14 protein-coding genes are annotated in these 16,294 nt (G+C 73.5%); 9 read left to right on the forward strand and 5 right to left on the reverse strand.

Translation table 11 applies throughout. The features are described from left to right. Positions 1-8: 8 nt before the first annotated feature. From BLT97_RS35130 to BLT97_RS35170, 9 genes are all read left to right on the forward strand, one after another. On the forward strand, positions 9-284 hold the full coding sequence (locus BLT97_RS35130; RefSeq protein WP_093617748.1) for an acyl carrier protein: 276 nt from the start codon (positions 9-11) through the stop codon (positions 282-284). Next, positions 284-3,292 (forward strand): type I polyketide synthase, encoded by a 3,009-nt coding sequence (locus BLT97_RS35135; protein WP_093617750.1) that lies wholly within the window; start codon positions 284-286, stop codon positions 3,290-3,292. The genes BLT97_RS35130 and BLT97_RS35135 overlap by 1 nt, the downstream gene beginning before the upstream one ends. Continuing rightward, positions 3,289-4,323, forward strand: a complete 1,035-nt coding sequence (locus BLT97_RS35140) for a 3-oxoacyl-ACP synthase III family protein (protein ID WP_093617752.1) — start codon at positions 3,289-3,291, stop codon at positions 4,321-4,323. Before BLT97_RS35135 ends, BLT97_RS35140 begins: the two co-directional genes overlap by 4 nt. Next, complete coding sequence (locus BLT97_RS35145; RefSeq protein ID WP_093617754.1) at positions 4,320-4,565, forward strand: acyl carrier protein; 246 nt, start codon at positions 4,320-4,322, stop codon at positions 4,563-4,565. The genes BLT97_RS35140 and BLT97_RS35145 overlap by 4 nt, the downstream gene beginning before the upstream one ends. Then, complete coding sequence (locus BLT97_RS35150) at positions 4,562-5,428, forward strand: 2-oxo acid dehydrogenase subunit E2 (RefSeq protein WP_093617756.1); 867 nt, start codon at positions 4,562-4,564, stop codon at positions 5,426-5,428. Before BLT97_RS35145 ends, BLT97_RS35150 begins: the two co-directional genes overlap by 4 nt. Next, positions 5,334-6,212: a 4'-phosphopantetheinyl transferase family protein gene (locus tag BLT97_RS35155; RefSeq protein ID WP_176954005.1), complete on the forward strand. Its 879-nt coding sequence runs from the start codon at positions 5,334-5,336 to the stop codon at positions 6,210-6,212. The genes BLT97_RS35150 and BLT97_RS35155 overlap by 95 nt, the downstream gene beginning before the upstream one ends. Before the next feature lie 77 nt (positions 6,213-6,289). Further along, complete coding sequence (locus BLT97_RS35160) at positions 6,290-7,363, forward strand: alpha/beta fold hydrolase (protein WP_093617758.1); 1,074 nt, start codon at positions 6,290-6,292, stop codon at positions 7,361-7,363. Between the two features lie 30 nt (positions 7,364-7,393). Further along, the gene (locus BLT97_RS35165; RefSeq protein ID WP_093617760.1) at positions 7,394-7,576 is read left to right on the forward strand and encodes a hypothetical protein; all 183 of its coding nucleotides are present in this window, start codon (positions 7,394-7,396) and stop codon (positions 7,574-7,576) included. Continuing rightward, positions 7,573-8,586 (forward strand): alpha/beta fold hydrolase, encoded by a 1,014-nt coding sequence (locus BLT97_RS35170; protein ID WP_093617762.1) that lies wholly within the window; start codon positions 7,573-7,575, stop codon positions 8,584-8,586. The genes BLT97_RS35165 and BLT97_RS35170 overlap by 4 nt, the downstream gene beginning before the upstream one ends. A 69-nt stretch (positions 8,587-8,655) precedes the next feature. Here the strand turns inward: BLT97_RS35170 and BLT97_RS35175 are convergent, their stop codons facing one another. The 5 genes from BLT97_RS35175 to BLT97_RS35195 form a co-directional block, all read right to left on the reverse strand. Beyond that, positions 8,656-11,346 carry an AfsR/SARP family transcriptional regulator gene (locus BLT97_RS35175; protein WP_093617764.1) on the reverse strand — a complete coding sequence of 897 codons (2,691 nt, stop codon included), beginning with the start codon at positions 11,344-11,346 and terminating at the stop codon, positions 8,656-8,658. 41 nt (positions 11,347-11,387) lie between these two features. Beyond that, positions 11,388-12,455, reverse strand: a complete 1,068-nt coding sequence (locus BLT97_RS35180) for an AfsA-related hotdog domain-containing protein (protein ID WP_093617766.1) — start codon at positions 12,453-12,455, stop codon at positions 11,388-11,390. A 485-nt stretch (positions 12,456-12,940) separates the two neighbouring features. Continuing rightward, a complete protein-coding gene (locus BLT97_RS35185) occupies positions 12,941-13,597 on the reverse strand; it encodes a ScbR family autoregulator-binding transcription factor (protein ID WP_093617768.1) in 657 nt (218 codons plus the stop codon). A gap of 453 nt (positions 13,598-14,050) precedes the next feature. Then, positions 14,051-15,289, reverse strand: a complete 1,239-nt coding sequence (locus BLT97_RS35190) for a cytochrome P450 family protein (protein WP_093617770.1) — start codon at positions 15,287-15,289, stop codon at positions 14,051-14,053. Between the two features lie 114 nt (positions 15,290-15,403). Continuing rightward, on the reverse strand, positions 15,404-16,084 hold the full coding sequence (locus BLT97_RS35195; protein WP_093617772.1) for a ScbR family autoregulator-binding transcription factor: 681 nt from the start codon (positions 16,082-16,084) through the stop codon (positions 15,404-15,406). Positions 16,085-16,294: the final 210 nt, after the last annotated feature.

Below are 16,294 nucleotides of genomic sequence, written 5' to 3' on the forward strand. Positions count from 1 at the left end.
AGCGCAGAATGTCCGTTCCCACCGCCGGACGCACCACCGAAGAACTGACCGCGTGGCTGTCCGACCGCATCGCCCTCTACCTCAAGCGCAGGCCTCAGGAGATCGACCCGAGCGTGCCGCTGGCCGAGTACGGCCTCGACTCCGTCGCCGCCCTCAGCCTGTGCGGCGACATCGAGGAGGACTTCGACCTGATCCTGGAACCGACGGTCGCCTGGGACTACCCGACGGTCCAGGCCCTGGCCGCCCACCTGGCCCAGAGCCTGGCCGAGCCGGCGGGCAACTGATGGACCAGATCGCCATCGTCGGCCTCGACTGCAGGTTCCCCGGGGCGCCCGACGCGCACGCCTACTGGGAACTGCTGATGCGCTCCGGCGACGGGATCCGCAACGTGCCCGCACAGCGCTGGGACGCCGCGGACTTCCACTCGCCGACCCCGGCGCAAGGACGCGCCAACACCACCGAGGGCGGATTCATCGACGCCCCGGACGCCTTCGACAACGAATTCTTCACCATCTCACCCCGCGAGGCGGCGGCCATGGACCCCCAGCAGCGGCTGCTGCTGCAGTGCGCCTGGCGCGCCGTCGAGGACGCGGGAATCGCCCCCAAGCACCTCGCCGGCACCTCCACCGGCGTCTACGTCGGCATCATGGGCAACGAATGGGCCCAACTGCACCTCACCGACTACGACCGGGTCAGCGCCCAGGTCGGCTCCGGCAACGGCTACTGCATGACGGCCAACCGGGTCTCCTACCACCTGGACCTCAAGGGCCCGAGCCTCGCCGTGGACACCGCCTGCTCCTCCTCGCTCGTCGCCGTGCACCTGGCCGGCAACGCCCTGCTGTCCGGCGAGTGCGACTACGCCATCGCGGCAGGCGTCAACGTGGCACTCACCCCCGCCCTGTCCATCTTCTACAACCAGGCCGGACTGTCCGCGCCGGACGGCCGGTGCAAGCCGTTCAGCGCCGCCGCCGACGGCATCGGCCGCGGCGAAGGCGTCGGCGCCGTCGTACTGCGCCGCCTCAAGGACGCGCTCGCCGACGGCCAGCAGGTGTATGCCGTCATCCGGGGCAGCGCCGTCAACCAGGACGGCCGCAGCAACGGCATCACCGCGCCCAACCGCTGGTCCCAGCAGGAGGTCATCGGCGCCGCCTACCGCAGGGCCGGCATCGCACCGGACCAAGTGGACTTCACCGAAGGGCACGGCACCGGCACCGTGCTCGGCGACATGATGGAGGTCTCCGCCCTGGGCCACCACCACGCCGGGCGCGCCGCACGGCCCATGGCCCTCGGCTCGGTCAAGGGCAACTTCGGGCACACAGAGGGCGCGGCCGGCATCGCCGGACTCATCAAGGTGGCCCTGTCCCTGCACCACCGCATCGTGCCCGCGAGCCGGTTCGCGGCCGACGAGAACGAGCGGCTCGACCTGCGCGGCAAAGGGCTGCGGCTGCTCAAGGCCCCGCTGCGGCTGCCCCGCGGCACCAGCGTGGCCGGACTCAGCAGCTTCGGCATGGGGGGCACCAACGCGCACGCCGTCCTGGAGTCCGCGCCGGCCGCGCGCCCCACGGCCGCCGAGGACGACCGGCCCCGGGGGATCGGCCATGCGCTGTACACCCTGACCGCCCCCAGCCCGCAGGCCCTGCGCCGCAACCTGCACGCCCAGGCCGACGCGCTGGGCGCCCGACGGGCCCCCGTCGGGCCCGTGGGCTGGACCTCCCACCGCGTCAAGTCCGGGCACCGGCACCGCTTCGCCATCAGCGCCCCGGACACCGCCACGCTGGTGCAGCGGCTGCGGGCCGCGGCCGCCGACCCGGCGCTGTGCGCCGCACTCACCGGACAGGCCGGCACCACCCCGCGCACCGCGTTCCTGTTCACCGGGCAGGGCTCGCAGTACCCGCGGATGACGGCCGGCCTCTACCAGGACGCACCGCTGTACCGGCACTTCCTCGACGAGGCCGACGGCGCGCTGCGGCCGCACACCGGGCGCTCGGTGCGCGACCTCGTGTTGAGCGGGGAGGAGTCGGTGCACCTGACGCGGTGGGCCCAGCCCGCCCTGTTCGCCGTGGGCTATGCACTGGGCCGCACGCTGCAGGAACTGGGCGTGCAGCCCAGTCTGCTGCTCGGCCACAGCGTCGGCGAGTACGCGGCGGCCTGCCTGGCCGGCGTCTTCCCGCTGGACGCGGCCGCGCGGCTGATCACCGCCCGGGGCGCGCTGATGCAGCAACTGCCCGACGGCGGCGGCATGCTGGCGGTCCTGGCCGGCCGCGACGAACTCGCCGCGCACCTCCAGGACGAGCCGGAGGTCACCGTCGCCGTCGTCAACGGGCCGCGCGCCACGGTGTTGTCCGGCACCACGACGGCGCTTAACCGGGTGGCCCAGAGCTGCGAACGAGACCACCTGCGCACCCGGATGCTGCGCGTCTCGCACGCCTTCCACTCGCCCCTGATGGACCCCATGCTGGACGACTTCGCCGAGATCGCCCGCGAGGTCGGCGGGGCAGTGCCGCAGCTGCCGCTGTACTCCACGCTGCACGGCAGGCTCCTGGACGGCGAGGCGATGGACGCCGACTACTGGGTGGCGCACATCCGCCGCCCGGTGCTGTTCGCCGACGCGTTCACCGCGGCGGGGGCGGCCGCGCCCAGCCACACCGTGGAGGTCGGACCGTCGCCGCTGCTGTCCTCGCTGACCCGCAGACTGCCCCCGCCGGCCGGCGGGATTCGGCCGGTGGCCACCGCGCCGGTGCGCGCAGCGGACTCCGGCGGCCAGGACCTGGCGGACACCGTGGCCGAGCTGTACCGGGGCGGCCTGGACCCGCGCTGGGACACCCTCTACCCGGCCCGCGACCAAAGGCCGTACCGGCTGGGCCCGTACGCCTTCAACGACGAGCACCGGTACTGGACCCAAGGCCCGGCCCGCCGCCCCGGCGCGGCGCCGCCCGCCGCGCCCGCCGCGCCCGCCCCGCCGGCCCCGAGCGCCCAGGACAGCGCGGTGCTCGTCCTGGAACGCCCCGCGCCGACCGACCCGGTCACCGAGACCGCCCTCACCGCCCTCGCACAGGTCGGCGGCTACGAGGTCTCCGAACTCGGCCCGCTGCTGCGGCTCTATGAGGACCTGGGCTTCGACTCCGTGATGGTCATGGAGCTCAAAAAGCGCCTGGAGGAACGCCTGCCCGCGCTCGCGGCCCTGACGGTGCAGGACCTGCTGCCCCGCCTGGCGTCGGTCGGTGACCTCGTGGCGTTCTTGCGGGAGTACTGCGCGCCTGCGCCCGACAGCACCCAGGAGAGGACAGCATGAGCGACCATCCGCACGCCCCCGAGGTCCACCTCGCCTCCGTCGGCACGGCCCTGCCCGGCGACCCGGTCGACAATGCCGAGCTGGCCCGGGTGCTGGGCGCGAACGAGGAATGGATCGAGATGTTCATCGGCACCAGGACCCGGCACTTCGCCCGGGACCTGAAGACCGGCACGGTGCGCTGGTCGCTGGCCGACCTGTGCGCGCAGGCGGCCGAACGCGCCCTCGCCGCCGCCGACGTGGACCCGGGCGACCTCGACTTCGTCGTCCTGGGCACCGCCACCCCGGACACCCTGATGCCCGCCACCGTCAACAACGTCGTCGACCTGCTCGGCCTCGACCAAGTGCCCACGTTCCAGCTGCAGTCCGGCTGCGCCGGTGCGGTGCAGGCACTCAGCCTGGGCCGCACCCTCATCGCGTCCGGCGAGTACCGCACCGGCCTGGTCATCGGCGGCGACGTGTGCAGCAAGCACCTCGACGTCGACCGGGACCTCACCAAGGCGGCCCCCAGCGACCTGGTCAACTTCGTGCTGTTCGGCGACGGCGCGGGCGCCGCCGTCCTCACCGACGAGCCGCGCGGCGCCCGCGTGGTGCTGCGCCACGTCCTCAACCGCTTCACCGGCCTGGGCCGCACGCCCGGCCAGGTCATCGAATGGTTCGGTCTCGCCGACCGTCACGACGACCGGCAGGCCCTCACCGAGGACTACAAGGCCATCGAGGAACACGTCCCGGTGATGGCCGTGGAGATCCTGTGGGAGCTGCTCGGCGAACTCGACTGGAGCCGGCAGGAGGTGGACTACATCCTGCCGCCGCAGCTGTCCGGCCGCATGACCCGCAAGATCACCGAACAGCTCAACGTGCCCACGGCCGTCGAGATCTCCTGCGTCGCCGACACCGGCAACAACGGCAACGCGCTGCCCTTCCTGCAGATCGAGCGGCTCCTGGAGAAGATGTCGGACGGCCAGAAGGCGCTCGCCGTCGCCATCGAGTCCAGCAAGTGGATCAAAGCCGGCTTCGCCCTGGAGAAGATATGACCACCCCCCACCCCGCCTACAGCCTGGCCGACTTCGTCACCACCGTCCGCGACGAACTGGGCCTGCCCGTCACCGACCAGCAGGTCGCCGCCGACTTCGACGAACTGCCCGAGTGGGACTCGCTTCACCTGCTCAAACTCGTCACCGCGGTGGAGGGGGCCACCGGCCGCACCGTCCCCGTCGGCCGCGTCCTGGAAGCGCGCAGCCTGCGCCAGTTCTACGAACTGGCGGTCCCCGCATGACGCCCGCGCCGCGGCCCCACCCCGAACACCGCCGCCGCCACACCCTGTACTTCCTGGAGTGGGCGGCCGCGCAGCGGCCCGTACACCTGGACACCGAGATCGACATGACCCGGATCCAGGCACACCGGGCCGCCGCCCGCGCCGCCGGCACCCGCTACTCCGTCGTCAGCTACCTGCTGCACGCGACCGGACGCGCCCTGGCCCGCCACCCCGAGGCCAACGCGGTCATGGCGCCCGGCTGGCCGTCGCTCCTGCGCCGCCCCCGGACCCTGCGGTTCGACTCGGTGACCGCGAAACTGGCCCTGGACCGCACCGTGGGCGGAGAACGCACCGTGCTGTCCGCCCTGGTGGCCCGACTGGAACAGCTCTCCCTCGACCAGGTGCAGCAGCGGGTGGACCGCTACCGGGGCCCGCACAGCGCCGTACTGCCGGAGTTCGACGGGGTGCGGATGCTCGGACGGCTGCCCGTCCCGCTGGGCCGGGCCGTCTTCGCGGCGGCCCTGCGCATCCCGCGCCGCCGCCCGCAGGTCTTCGGCACCGTCTCGGTCAGCTCCCTGGGCCACGGCTCCGTCGACGGCTTCCACTCCGCAGGCGGCACCGCGGTCACCCTCTGCGCGGGACGGGTCCTGGACCGCGCCGTCGTGCGGGACGGGCACGTCGTGACGGCGCCGATCATGCGACTCGGGCTCACTTTCGACCACCGGGTGATCGACGGGGCGGCCGCCGCCGACCTGCTCGACGATCTCCGGCAGACCATGGAGGACTTCGATGACGGCTCCAGGGAAACCCTCCCCGAGCCGGACGTTCGGCGAGCCGATCCTGATCACCGGGCCACGCGGGGACTGGAACGCCGTCCGGCGTGACCTCGCCACGCACGCCACCGCGCTGCTCTACGCCCGCCTGGACGACTGGCGGCCCGAACGGGCCGGCGGGCCGCGGCTGCGCGCGCTGCTGGGCCGGGACTGGGCCCGCTACCTGGACCTGACACACCCGCAGGTGCGCACCCGCTTCGCCTCCTCGCGGGTGCTGCTGAAATTCGCCGCCGGCGCCGCGCTGCATGTGCCGCCGCAGGCGGTGGAGTTGGGCTACACCCCCTCGGGCCGTCCGTACCTGCACGGCTACGACGGCGTCCAGATCAGCCTCAGCCACACCGAGGACCTGCTGCTCGTCGGGCTGGCCACCGGCGCGGTCATCGGGGTGGACGCCGAACGCGCCGACCGCACGCTCTACGGCGCAGGGCTCGGACGGCACCTGTGCACCCCCCACGAGGCCGAACGGATCGAGGCGATGCCGGCCGCGGACCGGGACCCGGCGATGGTGCGGCTGTGGACGCTCAAAGAGGCCTACAGCAAGGCCATCGGCCTCGGCCTGCAGTTCCGGTTCACCGACTTCGGGTTCGAGACCGACGGCACACCCACCGAGGTGCGCCGCCCGGACGGGACGCCGGGCACCGGCAGCGAATGGTCCTTTCGCACCTACGCCCTGCTCGACCGGTACACGGTCAGCGTGGCCGTGGGGGACTCCGGCTTCGGCGTCACCACCGACACCCAGGCGCACACCATGCTCGACGCGGGCATCGTCGATGCCCTGTCCGAGGCGCTCGGCGCCGAGGAGGACGTGCACCGCGGCAGCGACGACTGGTGGTGAGCCGCCGCCGGGGCCGGCCGTACAACCGGCCCGCAAGCGGCGGCCCGGACACTGAGCGCACACAGCGGGGAGCCGACATGGATCACCAGCACCTGACGGAACATCGCCTCTCGGAGCTCAAGGAGTTCGCCCTCCTGCACGCCCGCGGGCAGGGCATGGCGCCGGACACGGCCGCCCGCGTCCTGTCCCGGATCACCAACGACCGGCGCGGCGATGCCCAGTCGTGGGCCCTCACCTGGACCCGGGCCGGTCAGGCCGCCGCGCTGCGCGGACGTCACCTGCAGGCCTGCGCCCACTTCGCCCTCGCCCGCTTCCCCTACCACGGGGACCCGGTGCGTGCGGCCGCCGGCCGGCTCGGCGTGGAGAGCTTCGACAAGTGGCGGCGCGGCCGCGGCATCGAACGCCTCGAACTCCCCTTCCAGGACGGCACGCTGGCCTGCTGGGCCACCGGGCTGCGCCCGGCCGGGCGGCGCCCGCTGCTCATCGTCATGGGGGGCATCGTCAGCGTCAAGGAACAGTGGGCGCCCCTGCTGCCGCTGCTGGGGCGGCTCGGATTCGCCGCCGTGGTCACGGAGTTCCCCGGCGTCGGCGAGAACACCCTGACCTACCGGCCCGACTCCGGGGAGCTGCTGTCGCATCTGCTCGACCGGCTGGCCGACCGGGCGCACGTCGCCGACACCTCCCTGCTCGCCCTCAGCTTCAGCGGCCATCTCGCGCTGGGCGCCGCCGCCGAGGACCCGCGCATCCGGCGCGTGCTGACCGTGGGCGCCCCCGTCGGCGCCTTCTTCACCGACACCGGCTGGCGGCCCCGGATCCCGCGGATCACGCTCGACACGCTGTGCCGCCTGACGGGGGCCCGCGACCACGACGCTTTGTGGTCCGCGCTGCCCGCCCACGCCCTGGACGCGGACCGGCTGCGGCAGGTCCGCGTGCCGGTGCGGTACGTCGCCAGCGCCCGCGACGAGATCATCCCGGCCGCAGAGCGCGAGCTGCTGGCCGTGCTGCCCGATGTGCGGGTGAAGACGTTCGACGATGTGCACGGCTCGCCCGGCCACCTCGGGGCGATGCGGCGCTGGCTGTTGTCCCAGCTGCTGCTCTCCCGGCTGGCCGGCCGCCGCCACCGACCCACGAGGGCCCTTTCGTACCCCTGACCCCGAACACGAGCCGAGGAGACGCAAGCCATGACCGATGGACCCGCCCCCAGGGCCACCACCAAGACCGTGCCCCCCTGGCAGTCGCTCGCCTCGCTCGGTGTGATCGAGAGCGACCTGACGACCACCCGGCACCGGCCCGCGCCGGCGCCGTATCCCACCGACGGCCGGCCGGGCCACACCAGCCGTCACGGGCGGCGTGAGCGGGCATGACGTCGGTGCCCCTGTCCGTTCAGTACGTGCCCCGCGGCCCCAGCGGCCCGGGCATCCGGCTGCGCTACCGCACGGTGCACGGCTACCGCCGGGCCTTTCGGATGGCCGGCAAGGGCGACGCCGTCCTGCTGATCCACGGCATCGGGGACTCCTCCGACACCTGGCGGGACATCATGCCCGGCCTGGCCAGGAGCCACCGTGTCATCGCCCCCGACCTGCTCGGGCACGGGCACTCCGACAAGCCGCGGGCCGACTACTCCCTGGCCGCCTACGCCAACGGCATGCGGGACCTGCTCAGCGTGCTCGGCGTGGAACGGGCCACCATCGTGGGGCACTCGCTCGGCGGCGCGGTCGCCATGCAGTTCGCCTACCAGTTCCCCGAACGGTGCGAGCGCCTGGTCCTGGTCGGCACCGGCGGCGTCGGCCGGCACGTCACCCCGCTGCTGCGGGCCGCCTCGCTGCCCGGCGCCGAACTTGCCCTGCAGATGCTGCACCTGCCCACGATGCGCTGGCAGGTGGGCGCCGCCGTCAAAATCCTGCAGTGGCTGGGCACCGATCTCGCCGTCGACGCGCCCGACCTGCTGCGGGTGGTGGACGCCCTGCCCGACGCCACCTCCCGCAACGCCTTCGTGCGCACCCTGCGGGCCGTCGTGGACTGGCGGGGCCAGGTCGGCACCATGCTCGACCGGTGCTATCTGGCGCAGGGCATGCCCACCATGCTGGTCTGGGGCGGCCGCGACCGGGTCGTCCCGGCCCTGCACGGGGGCCTGGGGCACGTGTCGATGCCGGGCAGCCGCCTGGAGATCTTCGAGAAGGCGGGGCACTTCCCGTTCCGCAGCGACCCCGATCGGTTCGTGTCGGTGCTGCGCGACTTCATCGGCACGACCGAACCGGCCAGCTTCAGCCCCGAGCAGTGGCGCCAGATGCTCCGCAACCGCCGCCCCGCGCCCCGCCACCCCGGCGTCGCCGATCTCGACCCGGCCACGCTGCGCGCGCTGCGCCCGGCCTGAGCGCAGGACACCTCAGCGGCACACGGCCCCGTCACGTCCCCGCGGACGCGACGGGGCCGCCGCATGGGCTCATCCGGCGCCGGCCTCGCTCATCAGCCATACGCCGGGCCGCACTTCCAGGTGCGGCCAGCCGGCGGGGGCCGCACCGCGTGCGGCGCGGACATGCTCGGCGAAGCGCCGGGCGTAGCCGTGCCAGCGGGCGTCGCCCAGCGCGCTCGCCGCGCTCGCGCACGCGGCCAGCGCGGCCAGGCAGTCGGCGGGCCGGCCCGCCAGGAGCGCGGTGAGTGCCAGACCGCGCTCGGCCTCCGCGCACCCCCGGGTGTCGCCCTCCACCCGCGCCAGGTCCAACGCCCGCCGGTACAGCGCGTCGGCCCGCTGGAACTCGCCCTGCTCGAGCAGCACATCGGCCTCCCCGGTGGCGCAGCGGGCTGCCCCGACGCCGTCGTCGCTCAGCGCGAACAGCCGGGCCGCGTGCCGGTGGCAGTCCACCGCCCGGGCGGCGTCCCTGCGCTGCCAGGCCAGATCACCCAGCGAACGCAGCAGCGTCGCCTCCGCCAGCGCGTCGCCCGCGCGGCGGGCCGCGTCGACCGCCAGCTCATGACCGGCCCGCCAGTCCTCCCACACCCCGCACGCCTCGTAGTAGCCGCTCGTCGCCGAGGCCAGTGCGCAGGTCAGGTCCCACAGCCCGGCCCGGTGCAGCCGTCGCACCATCTCCAGCAGACCCGCCGACTCCTCCTTGAACCAGCGCAGGGGAGTGGCCACCGCCCGGTCGCCTTCCGGCAGGTCGGCGGGGGCGGTCTCCAGCATCCCGGCCAGCCGGTCCCGTCCGGGCGTCAGGCGGGCGTCGGCCGCCCGGGCGCGCAGCAGGTATGCGCGGCCGAGCCTGCCGACGGTCTCGGTCACGGTGTCCTCGCCGTCGACCTCGTCCAGCATGTCCAGGGCCAGCGACCGCAGCAGCGTGTGATACGTGTACCGGACGGCTCCGTCGGCGGCGGGCGACTCCTGCCGTACGTCGAGGAGTTGGGCGCGGACCAGGGCGTACAGGAGTTCCTCGGTGGCCTTCGGCGACGTGCCCAGCAGCGACTGCGCGGCCCACGGCGGGAAGTCGGGCAGCGGCGCGAGCCCCAGCCGGCGAAACGCGCGCCGGCCCGCCTCCGACACCTCGTGGTAGGCCGTGAGCAGGCTGCTGCGGACGTCGAGGTCGCCGAGGCAGAGCGCGGAGAGCCGGGTGCGTTCGTCGGCCAGGCGGCGCGCGAGTCCGGCCGCGGTCCAGTGCGGCTGCACCGCCGTGCCGCCGGCCGCGACCCGCAGCGCCAGCGGCAGGCGCCCGCACAGCCGGGCGATGCGGGCCACCGCCGCCGGGTCCTGAGCCATCCGGGGCCCGCCGGTGGCGAGCAGCAGCGACTCGGCCTCCTGCTGGCCGAGCGCGTCGAGTACGAGGTGCCGCGCGTGTTCCAGGGCGGCCAGCGGACGGTGGCCGGTGACCACGACCGCCGCGTCCGGCACCGCGGTCAGCAGCGGCCGTATCTGGGCCTCCGACACCGCGTCGTCGAGGACGAGCAGCAACGCACCGCTGCGCGTGGCGTGCTGGAGCAGATCGGTCAGCTCGCCGAGGTCCGAGGGGAGGACCGCGGGCCCCGCGGGGCCCGCGGGCAGCAGACGGCGCAGCAGCGCCGCCACCGCGGCCTCGGCGGTCAGCGCCCGCCCCGCCGCATCCCGCAGGTGCACCAGGATCCGGCCCGCGGCGAAGCCCTGGACCTGACGGGCCAGTTGGACCGCCAGGGCGGTCTTGCCCACACCGGGCCGCCCGGAGATGGCCAGGATGCGCGGCGCCGACGCCGCTGTGAGCAGCTGGGCCCCGTGGGCGAGCTCGTCGGCGCGGCCTGTGAAGTCGGCCAGCGGCGGCGGCAGCCACAACGGTGGCGGGGGGTCGGCCGGCGGGGGAGCGGCGGGCCCGGGGGCCGAACGGTCCGCCGGCGCGGGCGTCTTCGGCGCGCTTTCGGCCGGGCGCCAGGCCAGCGCCGGATCCGAGGCGAGCACCCGGGCCAGGATGCGCTTGAGCGAGGCGTCCGGCTCGACGCCGAGCTCATCCACCAGGGTGCGCCGCACCCGGTGGTAGGCCTGGACGGCGTCCGACTGCCGCCCCGCCCGGTACAGGGCCACCATGAGCAGGCCGTGCAGGCTCTCGCGCATCGGGAACTCATGGGCCAGCGCCATCAGTTCGCCGATCAGTTCGCGGTGGCGGCCCAGTTTCAGGTCGGCGCCGATCCGCTGCTCCAGTGTCTCCGAGCGCAGTTCGTCCAGGCGGATCGCCGTGGACTGCAGCGAGGGCCCGTGCGGGATGCCGGACAGGGCCGGGCCCCGCCACAGCCCCAGGGACTGGCCCAGCAGACGCGACGCGCGTGCGTAGTCCCGCTCGTCGAACGCGGCCCGTCCCCGCGAGCGCAGCGACTCGAACACGAGGAGGTCGAGTTCGTCGGGCGCCACCCGCATCACATAGCCCGGCGGCTGCGTCACCAGCGGCCCGCCGCCCGGCCCGTCCTCGGCGCCCGCGAGCGCCTTGCGCAGATGCGACACGTAGACCTGCAGCGTCGTCGACGCGGTGCGCGGCGGCGTCGTCCCCCACAGTTCGTCGATCAGGCTGTGCGCGGAGACGACGCTGTTGTTCTTCACCAGCAGGGTCGCCAGGACCACGCGGGGTTTGGCCGCCGTCGGGGTGCGCGGGGACATCCGCACCGGGCCCAGTACCTGAAAGCGCATCGTTGCTCCTCGTGTGTGCCGCCGGGCCGGTGGGCGGGGCGTCAGCAGATCTGCAGGACGCAGGCGGTCATCTCCGCCACGACCCGGATGCCCTGCGTGAAGACGAGTGTGAGCTCGGCCAGCGGGCGCCCCGCGGAGTCCCGCGCCACCTCGCCGGGCGCGCTGGGGTGACGCGGCTGCACGGAGCACAGCAGCGGCAGCCCCGGTTCGGCGAACCCGCGGAAGGTGGCCTCCCACCGGGTCAGCACGGCGTGCCCCGGGGCCAGCCCGTACAGCTCGCCCACTCCGAACAGGGCGGCCTGCCGGGAGACTTCGAGGAACAGCGCGGACGGCACCTCGGAGCCCGCATCGGGCAGCACCTCGCGCGCGGCGGGAATGTTCACGGGGAAGGTCAGGGAGGTGCCGTCCTCCTCCAGCGGCAGCCCGATCAGCACGTTGCGGGCGTGCCGCCGGCCGACGAGTTCGGCGCCGGGCACGCTGTGCCCGGCCGGAAGGCCGCTGTTCCCGCCCGCCGTGCGCTCGCTCTCCCGGCGGCTGTGCGCCCGGTGTTTGCGATAGACACCGGGCAACAGGAACACCAGACGCGCCCGCACCGTTCCGCACGGCTCGTCGTCGATGCTGATCGTCGCGCCGCACTCCATCGACCGGGGCACACCCTTGACCACGTCGGCCGGCGTCAGATCGAGGTCGAGCGAGAGCCGGGCACCGGCGAGGCCGTCGCGCTGCCAGCAGGACAGGGCCGTGAGCGAGAACGCGCAGTCGGCCAGCAGGATCCGCCGGTTCTCCGGCACCCGGAAGTAGCGGCCCGCCGCGAAGACCGCCATCTGCCGCAGCGACTCCATCGGGTAGAGCACGTCGTGGAACGGGGCGGTGGAGTCGGCGAACAGCGGGTGGTCGTCGGGGAGTTGGGCGGAGAACCCGAACCGGTGCCGGCCGGGGGGCGTGGCGGAGTGCAAAAAGCCCTCCGGGGTGTCGGGCCGGTGGACCAGATGGTGCGGGCCGAGGAACGCCGCCGCGGGCGGGGGCACCTGCAGCGGTCCGCTGTCCGGGACCGCGTCGGCCTGCCCGGTGGACAGCGCGCCGGTGGATGGCGGGGCGGGGAGATTCATGGAGAGTCCTCCGTGACGGAGTGCGGTCGGTGGCACGCGCGAGGGCGTCGGCGATCAACTCACTTCGGTCAGCCGGCCGCGACCGGCCGCCCGGTGCGCCCCGCACCCGGCGGCCCCCGGGGCCGCGCCCATTCCTGGGCCGCGCACCGGGCCGGACCGGGCGGCAGGACCGGCCGGCGCGGTCGCGGCCCTGTGATCACGCCCGACGGCGACGGCCTCCGGTGCATCGACGCTCATGCGATCTCCCGTGACGTGCCTTGTGGGACACGGCTTCTTGGGTACACCGCGAGGCTTCAGAGCGAGTAAAAAACGGCACGGTCGGTTTGTCAATAACCAACCGTGCGTGCTGTTTGGACTTGGTCGAACCTTTGTCCACGCTTCGTTGCGAGTGGGAACAGTCGACAAAGCGCAGGTTTTACGGGCAAGTTGCTCCGGCCGTGGGCGCATGAAGCGTCCGGATCCGCCCTCGTGACGGACCGTCCGGTCTATTTCTGGTGCGGTGCGGCGGGGAGGCGCGGGGCGCTGCCGGGTTCGCTCGGGCCGCAGCTGATGGTGTCCAGCGCGTGCTGCCGGGCGATCCGGGGCACCAGCAGCACCCACAGGCGGGTGACCGCCTCGCGGGAGAGCCACCGCTCCTGCGCGCTGCCGAGCACTTCGAAACCCACAGTCGCCGCCACGATGGCGGTCACCGCCTCCGTCACCGCGGCGCCTTCGGCCAGTTGCCCGGCCCGCTCGGCGCGGCCCAGGGCGTCCTCCACCCACCGCTCCCAGGCGCGCCGCAGCGCGGCGTCGTTCTCACGGGTCGCATCACGGCACAGGGCGAAGCCGGCCCGCACCACGGCATCCTCGGCGATGTGGTGCATCAGCACGTGCGTCGCGTCCACCAGGCCCTGGAGCGGGTTTTTGCCGTCGGGCGCCACCTCCCGGGTGATCCGTGCGAAGGTGTCGGTCGCCTCGTCCTCGACGGCCTGCGCCAGTGCGCTCTTGCTCTCGAAGTGGAAGTGCAGGGCGCCGCTGCTGACGCCGGCCCGCCTGCTGATCGCCGCCAGGGAGGCGGAGGCGAAGCCGTCCTGTGTGAAAGCCTCTGCCGCAGCCCGGATCAGGGCGCGGCGGGTGCGGACCGCGCGCTGCTGTTTGACCATCGGCGAGCCTCTCGGGCGGGGGCGGCGAGACGGGGACCCCGGCGGCGGCCGTCAGGGGTCTGCGCAGGGTCTGCGGTTCGCGGCAGGGCGGTTTTTGGCCCCGTGTGGCGCCTCCGGCCCCCGCGCACGGCGCAGCGGGCCGGAGGCGCCATCGCTGTCCCTCTCTCGGCGCCATCGTAACAAACCGCGCGTGCGGTTTCTGATGGGTCAACTCCCGGCGCCGGCCGGCCACTTCAGCCGCCCGCACCCGGTGCGAGGGGCGCGCTCACGCCCGGGGGTGCGCGGCGCCCGCACCGCCGCGCCCCTTCGGCCGGGGGACCGGCCCCCGCACCGGCCGGCGCGGAACAAGCGGAACAAAGGGCCCCGCTGCGGGGCCCGGCCGCACCCGGGCAGGGCGGCCGGCCCCGCGGCGGGGCCCGCTTCCGGCGCCGGCCCCCCGGCGCCGTTTCGCTGCTAACCGAGCAGCACGGGGAGGGACTTGAAGCCGTTCATCAGGAAGGTCGGCATCGGCTCGAGCTCGTCCGCGGGACAGGCCAGCTGCATGTCGGGGAAGCGGTCGAAGAGTTCACCGAACGCCGACTGCGCCTCCACCCTGGCCAGCGGCGCCCCCAGGCACCGGTGCGCCCCGTGCCCGAAGCCGAGGGTGTCCCGCCCGGTGCGCAGCAGGTCGAACTCGGCCACGCTCGCGCCGTAGCGCACCGGATCGAGGCCGCCGGCCGCGAAGGACACCAGGATGGGCTCGCCCTTTTTGATCAGTACGCCGTCCAGGTCGATGTCCTCCACCGCAAACCGCAGCGGCGAGTAGGCGCCGGGGGTGTGCATCCGCAGCGTCTCGTCGATCACGTCGTTCCAGTCCGCCCGCCCCGCCCGCACGTGCTCCAGCTGTTCCGGGTGGGTGAGCAGCGCCGCGATGGCGTTGGTCATGAGCGTCGTGGGGCTGTCCATGCCGCCCGCGATCATCAGGTAGAGGGTGCCCAGGAGTTCTTCCTCGGTCAGCCGGTCGTCGGCGTCGCGCGCCGCGATCAGGGCCGAGGTCAGATCGTCGCCGGGCTCGACCCGCTTGCGTTCCACCACCGCGGTCAGCAGGTGGAACGCCTCCAGCAGCGCCTGGTTCATCTCCTCGGCCGACACCGAGGAGGTGAACACCGTGTGCAAGGCCGCACACAGGGCGTCGGTCGCCGCCCCCTGCTCGACCCCGAACAGCTCGCAGATCACCCGCATGGGCAGCAGCGCGGTGAACCGGGCCCGCAGATCGACGGGGGCCTGCGCCCCCTGGTCGGCGAGGCCGGCGAGCAGTTCCGCGGTGATGGCCTCGACCTTGGGCCGCATCGCCTCGCTGCGGCGCACCGTGAACGCCCCCGCTACCAGGCGCCGCAGACGGGAGCGCTGCTCCCCGTAGGAGTTGAACATGTTCTCGTTCGCAACCCAGGGATACAGCGGCCAGTCCGCCTGTATGTGCCCGTCGATGAAGTCCGGCCAGTGCAGCCTGGCCGACCGCGAGACCCGGTCGTCGGCCAGGATCCGCTCCACGTACCGCTGTTGGACCACCGCCCATGCGGTGATCCCGCCGGGCAGCGTGACCTGTACCGCCGGCCCCTGGGTGCGCAGCATCGCGGCTTCGCGCCCCAGGTTGCGCCCCATCGCATCGAGTGCGTACGGACAGCTGAGTGCTTCTGTCTGAGCCTGTGCCATCGGTTGCCCCTCCCAGTTGGTTGTCCACATCCGCGGCATTTCCGCGCGCACACGGGGAACGGCCCACCCCCGAAAGGCCCGGCGCAGGCCGCCGCCCCCACGGCGGCCTGCGCCCTACACGTTCGTCGGCACCTCGGCGTCGGAACGCAACTTCACCGCCTGTTCGTACACCCGTCGCCCGCGCTCGGGTGTGAAGTCGAGCCGGACCAGGACCGACGGCACGGCGATGGACGTGACCAGGTGCTTGGTCATCACCGCGGAGCGCTCCAGCATGTCGTCGAATCCGGTGAGGAGCTTCGACAGCAGCTGGGTGCCGGTGAAGCCCGCGACGAACATCTGCGCGGCAGCCTCGATGTCGACATCCGGCAGGATTTCCCCCGCCTTGTCCGCGCGGCTGAGCAACTCCCTGTTGTGCTCCACCCAGTTGTGCATGGGCATCCGGCGGTCCAGGCCGTCCTGGGGGGTGCCTTCCTCCACCGTGAGCCGCACGCTGCCGCGCAGGATGCCGTCGCCGGAGCGGAGCATGTGCGCGAGGATCAGCGTCGCGTCCACCGCCTCCTGAAGGACGAGGTTCTGCGGCACGACACGCGGCACCACCGACAGCTGTTTCGCCAGCACCTCCTGGGCCAGCTCACGCTTGGACGGGAAGTGGAAGTACAAGGCTCCCTTCGTCGTCTCCGATCTCCTGAGGATCTCCGAGATGGCCGCGGCTTCGTAGCCGACTTCGTCGAAGACCTCGGCAGCCGAGTTCAGAATGGCCAGCCTTGTCCGGGTTGCTCGCTCCTGGCGCGCCACCGTTCCCACCTCCGTGCTCGCAGCGCCCGGCACACACGACCTTCCGCGCGCGGCCGGACGAGTCGTTCGCTCACGTCTTCACGGATCCCTTGCGCGGCTGCTGGGACGGTGACCTGGCTGGACGTGAGCATCGCCAGAATAAAACCAGCCGTCCGGTTTTACAAGGCTGTTGCTCGCGGTGGGTGCCGCCCGGGAGCGGGGGCCGCCGGC

Source organism: Streptomyces indicus, assembly GCF_900100315.1.
Lineage (GTDB): Bacteria > Actinomycetota > Actinomycetes > Streptomycetales > Streptomycetaceae > Streptomyces > Streptomyces indicus.

Bases quoted from the DNA above. Each gene is read 5' to 3' on its own strand.
- BLT97_RS35130 (WP_093617748.1), top strand. From the start codon at position 9: ATGTCCGTTCCCACCGCCGGACGCACCACCGAAGAACTGACCGCGTGG.
- BLT97_RS35135 (WP_093617750.1), top strand. From the start codon at position 284: ATGGACCAGATCGCCATCGTCGGCCTCGACTGCAGGTTCCCCGGGGCG.
- BLT97_RS35140 (WP_093617752.1), top strand. From the start codon at position 3,289: ATGAGCGACCATCCGCACGCCCCCGAGGTCCACCTCGCCTCCGTCGGC.
- BLT97_RS35145 (WP_093617754.1), top strand. From the start codon at position 4,320: ATGACCACCCCCCACCCCGCCTACAGCCTGGCCGACTTCGTCACCACC.
- BLT97_RS35150 (WP_093617756.1), top strand. From the start codon at position 4,562: ATGACGCCCGCGCCGCGGCCCCACCCCGAACACCGCCGCCGCCACACC.
- BLT97_RS35155 (WP_176954005.1), top strand. From the start codon at position 5,334: ATGACGGCTCCAGGGAAACCCTCCCCGAGCCGGACGTTCGGCGAGCCG.
- BLT97_RS35160 (WP_093617758.1), top strand. From the start codon at position 6,290: ATGGATCACCAGCACCTGACGGAACATCGCCTCTCGGAGCTCAAGGAG.
- BLT97_RS35165 (WP_093617760.1), top strand. From the start codon at position 7,394: ATGACCGATGGACCCGCCCCCAGGGCCACCACCAAGACCGTGCCCCCC.
- BLT97_RS35170 (WP_093617762.1), top strand. From the start codon at position 7,573: ATGACGTCGGTGCCCCTGTCCGTTCAGTACGTGCCCCGCGGCCCCAGC.
- BLT97_RS35175 (WP_093617764.1), bottom strand. From the start codon at position 11,346: ATGCGCTTTCAGGTACTGGGCCCGGTGCGGATGTCCCCGCGCACCCCG.
- BLT97_RS35180 (WP_093617766.1), bottom strand. From the start codon at position 12,455: ATGAATCTCCCCGCCCCGCCATCCACCGGCGCGCTGTCCACCGGGCAG.
- BLT97_RS35185 (WP_093617768.1), bottom strand. From the start codon at position 13,597: ATGGTCAAACAGCAGCGCGCGGTCCGCACCCGCCGCGCCCTGATCCGG.
- BLT97_RS35190 (WP_093617770.1), bottom strand. From the start codon at position 15,289: ATGGCACAGGCTCAGACAGAAGCACTCAGCTGTCCGTACGCACTCGAT.